Annotated in this window: 15 protein-coding genes and 1 tRNA gene; 7 read left to right on the top strand and 9 right to left on the bottom strand. The window is 44.0% G+C overall.

Going from position 1 to position 15,702, the window contains the following annotated elements; all coding sequences use genetic code 11:
* Positions 1–69: 69 nt before the first annotated feature.
* The 5 genes from hemB to IC230_RS17525 all read left to right on the top strand — a co-directional run bounded on the left by hemB (position 70) and on the right by IC230_RS17525 (position 5,338).
* Positions 70–1,041, top strand: a complete 972-nt coding sequence (hemB, locus tag IC230_RS17545) for a porphobilinogen synthase (RefSeq protein ID WP_191040342.1) — start codon at positions 70–72, stop codon at positions 1,039–1,041.
* Complete coding sequence (locus IC230_RS17540; RefSeq protein WP_191040341.1) at positions 1,038–2,375, top strand: dihydroorotase; 1,338 nt, start codon at positions 1,038–1,040, stop codon at positions 2,373–2,375. The genes hemB and IC230_RS17540 overlap by 4 nt, the downstream gene beginning before the upstream one ends.
* 80 nt (positions 2,376–2,455) lie before the next feature.
* A tRNA-Leu gene (locus tag IC230_RS17535) sits at positions 2,456–2,539 on the top strand.
* A gap of 144 nt (positions 2,540–2,683) precedes the next feature.
* Positions 2,684–4,492, top strand: coding sequence for a hybrid sensor histidine kinase/response regulator transcription factor (locus IC230_RS17530; protein WP_191040340.1), 1,809 nt, complete (start codon positions 2,684–2,686; stop codon positions 4,490–4,492).
* Positions 4,493–4,777: 285 nt separating this feature from the next.
* Positions 4,778–5,338, top strand: coding sequence for an RNA polymerase sigma factor (locus IC230_RS17525; protein ID WP_191040339.1), 561 nt, complete (start codon positions 4,778–4,780; stop codon positions 5,336–5,338).
* A gap of 180 nt (positions 5,339–5,518) precedes the next feature.
* Here IC230_RS17525 and IC230_RS17520 read toward each other — a convergent pair whose 3' ends face one another.
* The 8 genes from IC230_RS17520 to rpmG form a co-directional block, all read right to left on the bottom strand.
* On the bottom strand, positions 5,519–6,532 hold the full coding sequence (locus tag IC230_RS17520; RefSeq protein ID WP_191040338.1) for an aspartate-semialdehyde dehydrogenase: 1,014 nt from the start codon (positions 6,530–6,532) through the stop codon (positions 5,519–5,521).
* A gap of 112 nt (positions 6,533–6,644) precedes the next feature.
* On the bottom strand, positions 6,645–7,241 hold the full coding sequence (locus IC230_RS17515) for a 5-formyltetrahydrofolate cyclo-ligase (RefSeq protein ID WP_191040337.1): 597 nt from the start codon (positions 7,239–7,241) through the stop codon (positions 6,645–6,647).
* 27 nt (positions 7,242–7,268) lie between these two features.
* Positions 7,269–8,816, bottom strand: coding sequence for a bacillithiol biosynthesis cysteine-adding enzyme BshC (gene bshC / locus IC230_RS17510; protein WP_191040336.1), 1,548 nt, complete (start codon positions 8,814–8,816; stop codon positions 7,269–7,271).
* Between the two features lie 79 nt (positions 8,817–8,895).
* The gene (gene rimO / locus IC230_RS17505; protein WP_191040335.1) at positions 8,896–10,206 is read right to left on the bottom strand and encodes a 30S ribosomal protein S12 methylthiotransferase RimO; all 1,311 of its coding nucleotides are present in this window, start codon (positions 10,204–10,206) and stop codon (positions 8,896–8,898) included.
* Positions 10,207–10,310: 104 nt separating this feature from the next.
* Positions 10,311–10,784 carry a hypothetical protein gene (locus IC230_RS17500; protein WP_191040334.1) on the bottom strand — a complete coding sequence of 158 codons (474 nt, stop codon included), beginning with the start codon at positions 10,782–10,784 and terminating at the stop codon, positions 10,311–10,313.
* 23 nt (positions 10,785–10,807) lie between these two features.
* Entirely contained in the window at positions 10,808–11,779 is a 972-nt protein-coding gene (gene ftsY / locus IC230_RS17495; RefSeq protein WP_191040333.1) for a signal recognition particle-docking protein FtsY, read from the bottom strand.
* A 180-nt stretch (positions 11,780–11,959) separates the two neighbouring features.
* The gene (locus IC230_RS17490; RefSeq protein ID WP_106136308.1) at positions 11,960–12,115 is read right to left on the bottom strand and encodes a DUF4295 domain-containing protein; all 156 of its coding nucleotides are present in this window, start codon (positions 12,113–12,115) and stop codon (positions 11,960–11,962) included.
* Between the two features lie 74 nt (positions 12,116–12,189).
* Positions 12,190–12,375, bottom strand: coding sequence for a 50S ribosomal protein L33 (rpmG, locus tag IC230_RS17485; RefSeq protein WP_012929817.1), 186 nt, complete (start codon positions 12,373–12,375; stop codon positions 12,190–12,192).
* 159 nt (positions 12,376–12,534) lie between these two features.
* On the opposite strand from rpmG, the gene IC230_RS17480 reads away from it, so the two are divergent.
* Positions 12,535–13,755, top strand: coding sequence for an NADH-quinone oxidoreductase subunit D (locus IC230_RS17480; protein ID WP_191040332.1), 1,221 nt, complete (start codon positions 12,535–12,537; stop codon positions 13,753–13,755).
* A 66-nt stretch (positions 13,756–13,821) separates the two neighbouring features.
* Here IC230_RS17480 and hpt read toward each other — a convergent pair whose 3' ends face one another.
* A complete protein-coding gene (gene hpt / locus IC230_RS17475; protein WP_191040331.1) occupies positions 13,822–14,349 on the bottom strand; it encodes a hypoxanthine phosphoribosyltransferase in 528 nt (175 codons plus the stop codon).
* Positions 14,350–14,481: 132 nt separating this feature from the next.
* Here hpt and IC230_RS17470 point away from each other — a divergent pair, with 132 nt between their 5' ends.
* On the top strand, positions 14,482–15,696 hold the full coding sequence (locus IC230_RS17470) for a tetratricopeptide repeat protein (RefSeq protein WP_191040330.1): 1,215 nt from the start codon (positions 14,482–14,484) through the stop codon (positions 15,694–15,696).
* Positions 15,697–15,702 lie beyond the last annotated feature (6 nt).

Below are 15,702 nucleotides of genomic sequence, written 5' to 3'. Positions count from 1 at the left end.
TAAGATTGTAGTGTTGTACAGTTGGCTGGCGCACTCAAAAACTTTATAACTCAGAAACTTCATAACTCAATGAACCTAATACGTCGTCCACGTCGGAATCGGCAATCAGCCGTTATTCGCGATATGGTGCAGGAAACTCGTTTATCTGTCACTGATTTTATCTTGCCTGTTTTTATCATGGAAGGGCAGAACGTTCGTTCTGAAGTGGCTTCCATGCCTGGTATTCATCGCTTGTCAATGGATTTACTCTTGGATGAAATCCAGGAATGCGTGGATTTAGGCATTCAGGCATTTGACCTGTTTCCAAATCTACCCGAATCCAGGAAAGACAAATACGCGACTGAGAGTTATAATCCGGATGGACTATATCTACAAACAATTCGAGCCATCAAAGACCGCTTTCCCGATATTATCATTATGACTGATGTGGCTATGGACCCTTACAGTTCCGATGGGCACGATGGTATTGTCGAAAATGGGAAAATATTGAATGACCCCACTTTGGAGGTATTAGGTAAGATGGCTCTAGCGCAGGCGCAGGCCGGAGCCACCATTGTTGGGCCGTCAGATATGATGGACGGCCGTGTTGGCTACTTGCGTCAAGTACTCGATGAAGGCGGCTTTCATGAGGTAGCGATAATGTCTTATGCCGCCAAGTATGCCAGTGCTTTCTACGGCCCTTTTCGTGATGCGTTGAATTCAGCACCAAAGTTTGGCGATAAAAAGACGTATCAAATGAATCCGGCTAACAGTCGGGAGGCCTTAATCGAAGCGCAGCTTGATTTTGAAGAAGGCGCTGATTTTTTGATGGTTAAGCCTGCCATGGCGTATCTGGATATCATCAAGCTACTAAATGACAACTTCCATCTGCCCATTGCTGCTTATAACGTCAGTGGTGAATACGCTATGATTAAGGCGGCTGCTCAAAAGGGTTGGCTTGATGGCGAACGGGCGATGGTGGAATCGCTGATGGCGATTAAACGAGCTGGTGCTAACGTCATTTTAACCTATTTCGCGAAAGAAGCCGCTCGGTTACTATGACTAAACTCCTGATACGTAACGCTCGTGTAGTTAACGAAGGTCGAATCACTGAAACCGACGTACTAGTAGAAAGTGGATTTATCGCGCAGATAAAATCAGGGCTATCTGATCAACATGTTGATACGGTCATTGACGCCAATGGGCAATGTCTGTTACCTGGGATTATTGATGATCAGGTACATTTTCGTGAGCCGGGTTTAACGCACAAAGCAACCATACAATCTGAGGCTCGGGCGGCTGTGGCAGGTGGTGTTACCAGCTTTATGGAGATGCCTAATACCGTTCCAAATGCATTAACGCAGGAATTACTAGCTCAGAAATACGAGATTGCTGCCCAAACGTCGTTAGCGAATTATTCGTTTTTCATGGGGGCCTCGAATGATAATCTCGACGAGGTACTACGTACTGATTCGAGTACGGTTTGCGGGATTAAAGTATTTATGGGTTCATCAACAGGCAATATGCTGGTCGATAACGAACGCGTTCTGAACGAGTTATTTCGACAAAGCCCCATGCTGATTGCGACCCACTGCGAAGATGAAGCCACTATTCGTGCTAACACAGAACACTATAAAGCTAAATACGGTAATCAGGCTACTGCTGAACTGCATCCACTTATCCGGAACGAAGAAGCTTGTCTAAAATCGTCCTCGCTGGCCGTTGAGTTGGCGCGACAGCACAATGCGCGTCTGCATATCCTGCATATCTCGACAGCCGACGAACTCTCCCTTTTCGACAAAAAGCTCCCACTTGCGCAAAAACTTATCACGGCTGAAGTTTGTGTTCATCATTTATGGTTCGATAGTCGTGATTATGCCACATTAGGTAATCAAATCAAATGTAATCCAGCGATAAAAGCTCCTCATCACAAGGAAGCGCTCTTAACGGCCCTTTTAGATGACCGCCTGGATATTATTGCTACAGACCACGCTCCTCATACCTGGGCAGAAAAGCAGCAAACGTATTGGCAAGCTCCGTCTGGACTGCCCTTAGTTCAGCACCCGCTGTTGCTCATGATTGATCTCGTTAAACAAGGCAAGCTATCACTAGAGTCCGTTGTCCGTAAAATGAGCCACGCACCTGCCGAGTGCTTTCAGATTGATCGACGAGGCTACATTCGCGAGGGTTATTGGGCCGATCTTGTTCTGGTGGATACAGAAAAGCCAACAACCGTTTCTAAACAAAATATTTATTATCAATGTGGATGGTCACCGCTTGAGGGGCACACATTTAACGCTAGTGTTACAAATACAATCGTATCGGGGAAGCTTGTCTATGCAGACGGCCAATTTTTAACAGATCAGTCTGGTGAGCGCTTATTGTTTAACCGATAACCATAAGAAATTTTTCTAAAATTTTTGCGCAAAACCTATTTAGCGCCGTATATTTGCCAGCCCAACATGGGGAACGCGCTGCCGAAGTGGTGAAATTGGTAGACACGCACGTTTCAGGGGCGTGTGTCTTTACGGACATGCGAGTTCGAGTCTCGCCTTCGGCACAAAAGTCTGTCAGCAATAAACTGACAGACTTTTTTTGTTTCTCTAAAGTTTATTAATGATCATATTATAATAGTATTTTGTCGGACTAAACGATATTTGCGAATTACTTATAACATTGTTAGTGACTTCCTCTATTGTAACTAATGCAACCGGGTTGGACTAATTATCGGCGTTTGATCCCCAAAAATCTTCTCCTTCTATCAATCTTTTGTGGTGGTAAGACTCTGGTATGGGCACAAAGTACCTTACCTCAACCCGAGATTATTTCGAATCAACAAGGTTTACCACAGGGGTGGACTATCATTCTGTACATTACCCTCATATCGGTCCTGATATATGGTTTTATTCGAATCTATCTCTACCATCAGCAAACCAGGCAGTTGAAGGCGATGGAAACCCTGAAAGCTCGGTTATTTACAGGTGTTACGCATGAATTCCGCACACCATTAACGTTAATTCTGGCTTCTGTTGATCAGTTGAAGCAACGTTTACAGCACGACAGTGACCAGCAGCAGCTCGAAATTATTAACCAGAATGTAACCCAGTTGCTGGCTAGGGTCAATCAACTAACGGACCTATCCAAAGCTGAAGCAAACGTATTAAAAGTAAGAGAAAGCCAGGGGAATTTAATAGAATTTTTAAGCCGTACAATTCAATCGTTTGAGACTCATGCAATGGCAAAAGGCATTCAGGTGCTTTTTCGCGCTGAAAAAACAAACACAAACTATTGGTTCGACCCGGATAAGCTTGAGCGCATTGTTTCGAATTTGCTTGCTAATGCGTTAAAATTTACGCCAATCGGTGGAAGAGTAATTGTGGACGTAACAACTGACGAGGACCGTGAATCTGTAGATTCTTCCAGAACCGCTTCTGATCGGGTAGTACGGGTTCACCTGGAAATTTCTGACAATGGAATCGGTATATCTCCTGAAAAAATCGTGCATATTTTCGATAGATTTTTTTGGATAGATGATGATCGTATTGAAAATCAGGATGGTATGGGGATCGGATTGGCGCTCGTAAAAGAGTTGGTAGAAATACAGAACGGCACGATTCAGGTTTCGAGTAAAGTGAGTATAGGCACTACGTTTCTCGTCGATTTACCGTACCGAATAGCTACAGCTGAATCGTTTATTGTCCAACATGTAGTTCCAGTCAAACAGATAGAAGAAATCCAATCCCTGAATATTCAGGAACAACGCTCCAATGAATCTCCGATAATATTAATAGTAGAAGATAACCCTGCTTTGAGTGATTTTATTGCTGATAATTTACCTGTCTACTATAAAATCCATCAAGTGAAAAACGGGGCTGAAGGGTGGGAAAAAGCGCTAAGTATAGGGCCAGATGTAGTCATTAGCGATGTGCTGATGCCGATTATGGACGGTTATGAACTTTGCCAGCGATTGAAGACGGATTCGCGTACTAGTCACATACCCGTTATTCTTCTAACAGCAAAAACGTCGATCGATAGTAGATTAAGAGGCTTATCAACAGGCGCTGACGATTATATAACTAAACCATTCTACGTTCAGGAATTACAACTACGTATCCGTAATTTGTTAGAACAGCGCCGACAAATGCGACAACGAGTGGCAGCTAGCCTGACTAACCCCAGCGCTCTTCCGACAACTACTGATCCTCTCGTTGAAAAGCTCTGCCAGCTTGTTGAAGATCATCTGGACGATAGTACTTTTGGCGTTGATCAGCTTATCCTGGCCAGCGGTATAAGTCGCATGAATTTACATCGCAAGTTAAAAGCTTTGGTCGATCTGTCGACTGGTGAATTCATCCGCAATTATCGCCTTAAGCGAGCAGCTCAACTGTTACGTCAGGGAAGATCTGTTTCTGAAACAGCCTACTTAGTAGGTTTTGAAGACCCATCTTACTTTGCTCGTTCTTTCCGCAAAGTATATCAAACTACCCCCTCTGATTTCTCCCGTAGAAATTAAACTTTACTTATCTGTTTAATCAAAATAATGTCCTGATAGTAACCTATTGAGGTCTATACAATTGTATTTGGGACATATGTACTAGTTTTTGATATGAAAGTACCGGTCTTTATTATTAGAGTCACGGACCTTTGCGCTTGTATTATTCTTCAATAAACACAGCTTGACTACGACAATCGGTTGATTTATGCTATTGAACCTCTCCCTTTTGAAAGATCACCGCTCAACTGCTTACTAAGTTAATTTCACCCTATTTTCTCCATTTTAATTAGTCACCTACTCACTATGCACACGCTTTCATCAACAAATAATAAAAAAATTAACATATATAATAATGTTATTTCGATAGATAATTTTGAAGCTATCTACAAGCGATACGCTGAGAAAGTTTATCAAAAATGTTTGTCAATGACTAAGGATCCTGAGGTAGCTAAAGACTTCACGCAGGATATTTTTATCAAAGTATTCTGTAAACTGGATACTTTTCAGAATCGCTCGGCTTTTTTAACCTGGCTTTATAGTGTTTCACATAACTATTGTCTGGATCAACTTCGTTTGAGTAAACGAATGAATACAGAGCCATTACTAGAAAATTATGCCCAAGAGGTAATAGAACCAGACCAGATTGATCCGTTTCTTACACAATGGCGTGTTCTTGAGCAGGCTATGAATACTATACCGTCTGAAGAGGCAACATTATTACGATTGAAACATGAACAGGGTTTATCGATTAAATTAATAGGTGAGCAGTATCAGATTTCAGAAAGCGCCGTTAAAATGCGACTTAAACGCAGCCGCGACAAGGTATGTAAAGTCTATAATCAACAGATGTGCCGGACACTTTAACCGCTGATAAAAGTGGGTATGTGGTTTTTTGCCTTGCTTAAAGAATTACTGGTTGGTATGATGCAATTGCCTATTTGCCCAGTCACTAGGATTTTTTATAGTTCTTGACAATCGTAAAAAAAAGAAAGCCTCAACCAAATTCTTATTGGTTAAGGCTTTCTTTTTTGCTTGAGAAAGAGCTTAAGCGGTTATTGCCTCGCTTTCTACCAAGCTGTGTTTCAATAAATATTCCGCGATTTGAACTGCGTTGGTAGCCGCCCCCTTACGGAGATTGTCAGCTACGATCCACATATTCAATGTTTTGGGCTGACTTTCATCGCGTCGGATGCGCCCTACAAAAACCTCATCTTTACCGTGTGCCGTTAATGGCATAGGGTAAACTTTATTTTGCGGATCATCCTGTACAATAACGCCTTCAGCATTAGTCAAGATTTCAACGACTTCATTCAACTCAAACTCATTTTCGAACTCGATGTTAACCGCTTCCGAGTGCCCACCAATGGTTGGGATGCGTACCGTTGTAGCTGTCACCTGAATCGAATCGTCACCCATGATTTTCTTGGTTTCATTAACCATTTTCATCTCCTCTTTTGTATACCCATTATCGAGGAAGACATCAATGTGAGGCAATACGTTGAGGTCAATAGGGTGCGGATATACTTTTGGGGTTTCTTTCTCTCCTTTGCGTTCAGCGAAAAGCTGATCAACAGCGGCTTTACCCGTACCAGTTACCGATTGATATGTGGAGACAACAACCCGCTTAATTGTATAGCGGTCATGCAGCGGTTTTAGCGCCACAACCATTTGGATTGTTGAGCAGTTTGGATTCGCAATAATTTTGTCAGCAGCTGTTAACACGTCGGCGTTGACTTCAGGAACGACCAATTTTTTGGTTGGATCCATACGCCAAGCTGAAGAGTTATCGACAACAACGATACCAGCTTCCGCAAATTTGGGAGCTAAGGCTAACGACGTACTACCACCAGCCGAAAAAATGGCAATAGCAGGTTTAGCAGCAATGGCGTCCTCGAAGCTAACAACCGTGTATGGTTTACCCTTGAACTCAACCTGTTTACCAACCGATCGTTCGGATGCAACGGGAATAAGTTCAGTTACTGGAAAGTTACGCTCTTCCAGAACCTTCAGGATTTCGCCACCGACAAGGCCCGTGGCGCCAACGACTGCGATTTTCATTTTAGTAATGCGGGTATAAATCCGCTTTTGCTTAGTTAATAAAAAACGGGTTCCGTACCCGTGTTCCAATTTGGAGTGCAAAAATACGGCAAAACTTTGACGCACAGTTAATTTATTGCGAAAAAAGCCAGACTCGGTCTGGCGTTATGCAGATGTCTAATGGTACGTCTGTTTGTTCTGTGTCCTCAATTTGCTTAATAGGATCAAAGAGAGACAGACCAATTTTCCGGCAATCTGGTCGACAGTCGGCTAAGAATCGATCATAAAAACCTCCTCCGTAACCAACCCTATTGCCCTGCTCGTCAAAAGCCAGCAAGGGAACAAGAACGATATCAAAATCGGCAGGGCTCACCGAAGCCTGACTATCAGTTACTGGCTCAGAAATACCCCAGCGATTCTCAACAAGTGCTGTTTGTGGATGTAAATTATAATGCCTTAATGCATTTGTGGAAATATCTGTAACGGGGACTATAATTCGTAAATTGGTGTATTCAGACCATATGTGGCGAATAATCAGCCAGGTATCAACCTCATTCTGGCGCTTAATTGGCAAAAACGTATGGATTGTTGGAGACTTATCAGCTAAGCCATGTTTTTTCAAAAAATCGAAAAAACGCCTGGCGATAAGCTCACTACGTCGTTTAACGTCGTTTGCAGAAAGCGTCTTTCGTTTGGCTAGAAATTGTTGACGGGCTGTTACTTTGTCCATACTGTCAATCGGCCAGAACAGTCGTTGCTACTCTAAACAAAGCTGCATACGGTAATCGAACGGATTAAATACAGCCAGCATTTTTTCTAGAAACGTTCGGTCGTTTAAATAGAAGGTAAGAAAATTTTCGCTACGTTCCTGTAAAGCACCATTGGGAAAAAGCTCATTTTTGACGGCTAGTAACTGCCGGACCCCCGTTTCCTGATTACGTTCTTCTGCCCGTCGCATTTTCTTTTCGAGCCGGGCAACCGCATTAGCAAAACGTTTTGTTTCAGCCAGTACGGCCTTTTCAAGTGTTGGATCAACCATTTGGGCTTTATGCAAAATAGCGTCTAATGCCTTATGGACAGTCTTATTCTCATTATCAAACTTGAGCGTATGGCGGGCATGGTGTTCAACGTATTCACGTTTGAGAACCAGTGTATCCTGAAACAGATCTTCAGGAGTCAGCCCTAGTTTGCAGATGCGCTTTGCTGCTACAGAGGGGACATACATCGCGAAATTACGCGGCATCAAAATAGGAAACGTTGTCTGAAAATGGTCAAAAACGTCCTTTAATTGTAGCCAGTAGGGTACTTCCGATGGGCCGCCTACATAGGCTAGATTTGGTAAAATCGTTTCCTGATACAATGGACGTAGTACAACGTTCGGACTGAACTGCTCAGGGTGTTCCTCAAGAAGGGCAGTTATCTCACTTTCTGAAAATTTCAGCTTTGTGTGTAAAACCCGATACGTTCCATCAGCCGTACGTTCGATACGTTCCCGAAGTTGATCGTCCAGGTAAAACAGGTTAATGTCGCGGGGAGCGATAACGGTTTTATAGCCTAAACTTTCTAGCTGTTCCGTTTTCTTCTGAACGAGTTCGCCAGATTTCTGATAAATAAGTTCATCGTGCATTATAGGAGCAAAAACGCGTTTTAAAGCCGTATCATCCGCATCTAAACAGATAAGGCCTTCCGCTCCAAACAATTCGTTGACGTAGTGTCGTGCTGCGTCGGCAAGCGTATTGCGCTTCAAATAAGCTTCTTCGAACAAAGATAGCTTTTCAGGAATCTGGCTGAAAAGACTTTTTAACTCCTGCGGATTCATGCGCCCTACGGCTCCGCGCTGCTCCGTCTGCCAGGCGTAATTCCGACCTAATAAAGAGAAGTGGTTTATTTCGGCAAAGTCATGGTCTTCCGTAGCCATCCAGTAGACAGGTACGAAATTGTAATCAGGGTAAGCTTCTTTCAGCCGTCGAGCGAGGTTAATTGTCGTAATAAGTTTATAGACAATGTAAAGCGGGCCTGTAAAAATGTTGAGTTGATGGCCTGTTGTGACGGTGAACGTATTGGCCTGAAGGAGCACAGAAAAGTCAGGCTTATTGGTAATCTGCTGGTACTGCCGCTCAAGGGTGTCGACTAGAATCTGTCGTTTCGATTCGTCGAATGATTTATCATTAATCTGTTCCTGGAAAGCGGGTAGTTCCGGGAAGCGGCTATAAAATGATTTTAGTTTATCTTTTTTAGTGATGTAATCAAGAAACAGTGACGAAAACTGGCCAGTTGAGGCAAGTGGCAGGTACTGACAGTCCATGCAGGTTGGGATTTATTCGGCTCAACAATAGAAAAACCCGCAAGGTTCGGAGTTCGATACGCTTGCGGGTTTATAAAATTCAGGAGATAACTTCTCCATACAAATCAAATTCTTCGGCACGATCAATTCGCACAGTAGCAAAGTCGCCAAGTCGAACGTACTGTGTAGCGGGCACTAGTACTTCATTGTCTACTTCAGGTGAATCGGCTTCAGTACGTCCGATAAAATACCCCCCTTCTTTTCGATCGAACAACACTTTATACGTTCTTCCAACTTTTTGTTGGTTCAATTCCTGGGAAATACCCTGCTGAAGTTCCATTAGTTCATCGGCGCGTTCCTGTTTCACATCGGAAGGAATATCGTCGGGCATGGAGTAAGAATGCGTATTTTCTTCGTGCGAGTAGGTAAACACACCCATACGGTCAAAGCGCATCCGTTCGACAAAGTCGTATGTTTCGTCAAACATCGCGTCGGTTTCACCGGGGTGGCCCACAATCAACGTAGTGCGGAGGGTAATGTCCGGAATTTTCTCCCGAATAGTATGAATAAGTCCTTCTGTTTTTTCGCGTGTAATTCCCCGTCGCATGAGTTTCAATAGCTCCGTCGATCCAGTTTGCAAAGGCATGTCCAGATACTTACAAACATTCGGACGGTCGCGCATTACGTCCAGTACATCCATTGGAAAACCAGAAGGGTAAGCATACTGCAAACGAATCCAGTCAATGCCCTCTACGTCAGAGAGTTGGTCGATGAGGTCAGCTAGATTGCGTTTTTTATAGAGGTCCAGACCGTAGTACGTAAGATCCTGCGCGATTAAGATTAGCTCTTTAGTACCACGCCGAGCCAACGATTTAGCTTCAGTAATCAATTCATCTATTGGACGCGATACGTGCCCCCCACGCATCAGCGGAATAGCACAGAACGAACAGGGGCGGTCGCAACCTTCGGCAATTTTAAGGTAGGCATAATGAGCAGGCGTTGTCAACAGTCGTTCGCCAACAAGCTCATGCTTATAATCAGCACGTAACGTTTTCAGCATCCGCGGTAGCTCATTGGTACCAAACCAGGCGTCTACCGTTGGCATTTCTACTTCAAGTTCGTCCTTATAGCGGTGGGAGAGGCAACCCGTTACGTAAACCTTATCGACTACGCCCGCTTCTTTGGCATCAACGTAGCGCAGGATTGTATTTATAGATTCTTCTTTGGCATTATCGATGAAACCGCACGTATTGATAACGACAATATTGGCGTCGTCTTTCTTCGATTCATGCGTTACGTTCATCCCATTGCCTTTGAGTTGCGTAAAAAGTACCTCCGAATCCACAAGATTCTTTGAACAACCCAGCGTAACGATATTGATTTTATTGGTCCGTATTCCTTTGGTTTTCAAAACAGAAATGAATTTCAGTGCATTAGTACTAACTAACGCTAATGTTAAGTAGCAAAGTTCGATGAATTAATCTTTAACGTAAGTAGGGAAATAATTCTATATGCCTAGAAAACAGCTTGGTGTGTAATCTCGACCCGCACATCGGATTGGCGGTTCTTCTGGACGACAACGGGAAAAATATTATTCTGATCGTCATACAGATTGGCGTATAAACCCTTGGGCTCCCGTACCAGTACGGAGTATTTACCGATGGGCAAACGCACGCAGAATTTTCCGTTTTTGTCAGATTTTATAGTTTTAACGGGCTTCGTTTCGCGCACAGAACTGACAAAACCATCTTCGCTCGAATCTACCTGGCTTTTATTCAAAAGTGGAAAAACCAGAACTTCCCGCTCGACTAACTGGCCTGTACGAGCGGGTCTGTCGGGACTGGGCATAAAATTTCCCTGCTTCAAAACAACAGTTCCACAAATGCCTTGCATGGGTGTAGTTTTTACAGCTTTTCGGCGGTAAGGCTTTTGAGCAAAAAGCGAACCAGCAAGTAGTAACACTATTAGGCTCAAGGTCAGGTATTTCATGCTAGTACTGGGTCGAAGCGATTTCATTTCTTGAAGAACGAATCCACGAACTCCATCTTGTTAAATGTCTGCAAATCGTCGATTTTCTCACCAACGCCAATATATTTAACTGGAATTTTAAACTGATCCGAAATACCGATGACGACGCCACCTTTCGCTGTGCCGTCTAATTTAGTAATAGCCAGCGCTGTGACTTCCGTTACTTTGGTAAACTCCGTGGCCTGAATAAACGCATTCTGACCCGTCGATCCGTCAAGCACCAGCAGTACTTCATGGGGAGCATCAGGCGTGAATTTTTGCATCACGCGTTTGATTTTAGCTAGCTCATTCATCAGGTTAACCTTCGTGTGGAGTCGTCCGGCCGTGTCAATGATGACAACGTCAGCGCCTGTTTCGGTCGCTTTTTTGACGGCATCATAAGCAACCGCTGACGGGTCAGTGTTCATGCCATGCGAAATGACCGGTACACCAACACGATCCCCCCAGAGTTTAAGCTGGTCAACGGCAGCCGCCCGGAACGTATCGCCCGCGCCCAGTACTACCTTTTTGCCTCGCTTATGAAACTGAGCTGCTAGTTTTCCGATCGTTGTCGTTTTACCAACGCCATTAACTCCTACGACCATAATAACGTATGGTTTTTTGTCGGTAGGTAAAGCAAAATCATCACGGTCCGGCGCTCCGGTTACATCAGTGGTATTGTTATCAGATAGCAAAGCGGCTATCTCTTCCCGAAGGATACGGTCTAATTCATCGGTGCCCATATATTTGTCGCGGGCAACACGTTCCTCAATCCGTTTGATAATCTTAACAGTCGTTTCTACGCCTACATCCGACGAAACCAGAACATTCTCTACTTCGTCCAGAACTTCTTCGTCAACGGTAGATTTACCGACAACTGCCCGGCCGAGTTTAGAGAAAAAGTTGTCCTTTGTTTTTTCTAAGCCTTTGTCGAGTGTTTCTTTCTTTTCTTTCGAAAATAAACCGAATAAAGCCATGTGACTAGTCAGTGAGTTAGATGAGATGGTAAGTCAGACAGATTTACAGGTACATAATTACTTTCAGACCGGCTGACTTATTATCTGACCTAACTGTTTTTTCATAAAAAAAGTCCCACGAAGCCAGTTGAGGCTGTGGGACCTATGCATCTTTACGTAGAAAGTTGATGGCTGAAAAGCTTACGCTTTCAGTGCAGATTGTACTTCATCAACCGGGACCATTTCTTCTTTGAAGGTATAAGCGCCAGTTTTAGGCGACTTTACGGCTTTGATAATCTTAGCGAATGCCTTGCCGTTATCCTTCGTTTTCAGGGTTGCAACTACCTTTTTTGCCATTTCTTTATAGAAGTTAGTAGTCAATAGTTAGTTGATAGCAATATAATCACTATTAGCTAACGAAAATTGACTGATTACTTAATTTCTTTATGCAGCGTTACTTTTTTCAGAAACGGATTGTATTTCTTCCGTTCGATACGAGCCGGCGTATTCTTCCGGTTTTTCGTAGTAATGTACCGGGACATGCCGGGAACACCGCTGTCTTTTTGCTCGGTGCATTCCAGAATGACCTGGATTCTATTGGCGCCTTTCTTTGCCATTGCTAAAGTCTGTTTTCTCGATAAGGAGCGCAAAGGTACGAAATTCCTTTTATTTACCAAACTGGGTATCAGGAAAAAGTAATGATTTTTTGATCTTAATCCGCAAAAGATCAACGGCGTTTGGCTTTCGGGCTTTACCTTTCGACCTTTGACATTGTAATGACTACGCAAACGATTCAATATGAATATGCACCCGGCCATTTCCGGGCCTCTGATCCGAGTCTGTATCAGCCCGACATGCTGAGTGAAGGGGAAATGATTCTGAATATGGGGCCTCAACACCCATCAACCCACGGTGTATTGCGGCTCGAAGTCATCACAGACGGTGAAATTATCGTCGACGTAGTGCCGCATCTGGGCTATTTGCACCGCTGCTTTGAGAAACACGCTCAGGCGTTGCCCTTCAACCAGACAATTCCGTTCGTAGACCGTCTTGATTATCTGGCTGCCATGAATTGCGAGCATGCATTTGTCATGGGAGTAGAGAAAATGCTGGGAATTCAGAACGATATTCCAAAGCGTACGGAGTACATCCGTGTCTTGGTAGCTGAGCTGAACCGGATTGCTTCCCATTTTGTCGGTGTTGGTACGTACGCACTTGATATAGGGGCCTATACGCCCTTTCTGTGGCTTATGCGTGACCGCGAGCACATCCAGCGGTTACTGGAGTGGGTGAGTGGAGCCCGCATGCTCTACAATTACATTTGGGTTGGGGGCTTGTTTTACGATCTTCCCGTGGGTTTTGAGGAGCGCTGCCGAGAATTTATTACGTATCTGAAACCCAAGTTACTGGAGCTGCGCCAGCTAGTAATCGACAATGAGATTTTTATAAAACGTACTGCTAACGTAGGTGTATTGCCACTGGCGGTAGCGATTAATTATGGTTGTACAGGACCGGTGCTACGTGGTTCTGGATTAGCGTATGATCTTCGGAGAGTAGATAATTATTCGGTTTATCCTGAACTGGACTTTGATATTCCGATTGGAGAAGGGAAAATGGGCACGGTTGGCGATTGCTGGGACCGTAATAACATTCGGGTGCTCGAATGTTATGAGTCAATTCGCATTGTGGAACAATGCTTAGACCAACTTACGGGCGATCATCGGCGCACTCGGGACTATGACCCTCAGGCCGTAGTCCCCAAGAAAATTCGACCGAAAGCAATGGATTTTTACGCCCGGGCCGAGAGTGCAAAAGGAGAATTAGGCTTTTTTTTCCGAACCGATGGTCGATCAGATGTGCCGATACGTTGCAAAGCCCGGTCGTGTTCGTTCCATAACTTGTCCGTTATCGGCGAAATCAGTCGGGGCGCCATGCTGGCCGATTTAATTGCCGTTATCGGCTCGATTGATATCGTGATGGGTGAAGTAGACCGGTAACGAATCCCGGAATTATACGCCAGCTGTTCACATTGTTTTAACCAGCGAATGAAATTTTCCGATCTGTTATTCCAGAACCAGAATATCTGGCGTATTTCGCCCTAAACCGTCATAGTCTAATCCGTATCCCAGAACAAAACGGTTTTCAATCTCGAAACCGACGTAGTGTAAATCAAGCGGTTTTTGTAAGGCTTCCGGCTTGTATAGCAACGTAGCAATGGTAAGCGATGCCGGTTTCTGTGCCTGAAGCTGATTGCATATATCGTGAAGAGTTTTACCCGTATCCACAATATCTTCGATCACAATCAAGTCCCGATCAATAATGGATTCCGTGAGGCCTAAAATCTCTTTAAGCTGGCCGGTAGATTCTGTGCCTTTATACGATGAAACGCGTAGAAATGTGATTTCGCAGGGAACAGTCAAATGTTTTGCCAGATCAGCCGCGAAGAGAAAAGCCCCATTCAGAATGACTACTAAAAGGGGCTGTTTACCAGCGTATTCCTGATTGATTTGTTCGGCTAATTCCTGAATTCGAGCCTGGATCGATTCAGAAGTAATAAATGGGACGAACGTTTTATCTTTAATCGTTAGCATGTTAGCGTCTGTAGGGCGTCAAAGATACGCTGACAATAGGTTGGTGGACAAAAAATTATGGGAAAAAGAAGTCTTGGCAAACGGTCTGCGACCTGTTTGCGTTGATATATCAGTATAAGCACTTTTTAACCAATGAAGAACTTAGTATTGACGGTATGGCTAACGGGAATGGCTTTTTTTGCACAGGCTCAGCTTTATGATCCGTCTGCGTTCGATAAAAAATATGATGGCTTATTAAAACATCCGGGTGTACAGATTGAGTCAGCAGAAGCGATCAATCTCATGTACAACTACAAGTTTTATGATGCCGATAAAGAGTTTCGATGGCTTCGTGTGCGGTACCCCAAACATCCGATGCCGTATTTTTTGATGGGCCTAGCGGAATGGTGGAAAATTGTGCCAAATACGGACGTAACGGACTATGATGATCGCTGTCTGTCGCTTATGGATACAACCATTACGTTGGCCGAAAAGCTTTACGATGATAGCGATAATAAACTGGAGCCAGCGTTTTTTCTGGCCGCTGCGTATGCCTTTAAAAGCCGCTTGTATGCTGAGCGAAAAAAGTGGACGAAAGCTACCTTTTCTGGAAAAAGTGCGCTTAAATACTTCGAGAAATGTAAAGGCAATGCTGATTTCAGTCCCGAATTACTCTTTGGGGATGGCATGTACGATTTTTACGCGCAGTGGATTCCCGAAAATTATCCATTGCTAAAGCCAATTCTGATGTTTTTTCCGAAAGGAAATAAAGTGAAAGGCATTAAAGAGTTGGAAAAAACGGCTAATACGGCGTTTTACACGCGCGTTGAGGCTCGCTATTTTCTGGTTCAGATCTATAGTATGGAAAATCAGTACGACAAGGCTTATGAAATGTCGAAATACATGAATGAGCAATATCCTGACAATCCATTCTTTGAGCGCTATTACGCCCGATCAGCCTTCGTGACTGGACGTTTGAATGAAGCCGAGCGGGTTTCCAAAAATATGCTGGCCAAGATTGAACGGACGCAGTCGGGATACGAGGGCGTGGGTGGCCGAACAGCCGCTTACATTCTCGCTTACATCAATCAGATTTTTTACAAGAACACAGCGGAAGCAAAGAAATATTACCAGCAGTCGATCGATTTTGCCAAGCAGACGAACTCAACAAATGCTGGGTATTACTGGTCTTCTGTGCTGGGCTTAGCGAAAATTGCTACGGAAGAAAAAAACTATGATCTGGCTCAGACTTATTTTAAAGAAGTGATGGATAAAGCTGAGCGAAAATCCAGTCAATATAAAGAAGCTAAAAAGGCGTTGGAAGACGCAAAGAAATCGAGGAGAGAGGAGCGCCGGAAACGTAAGTAACGAATT

It is taken from the genome of Spirosoma validum, assembly GCF_014699035.1.
Taxonomy (GTDB): domain Bacteria; phylum Bacteroidota; class Bacteroidia; order Cytophagales; family Spirosomataceae; genus Spirosoma; species Spirosoma validum.
This window is presented reverse-complemented; position numbering and strand designations above follow the sequence as displayed.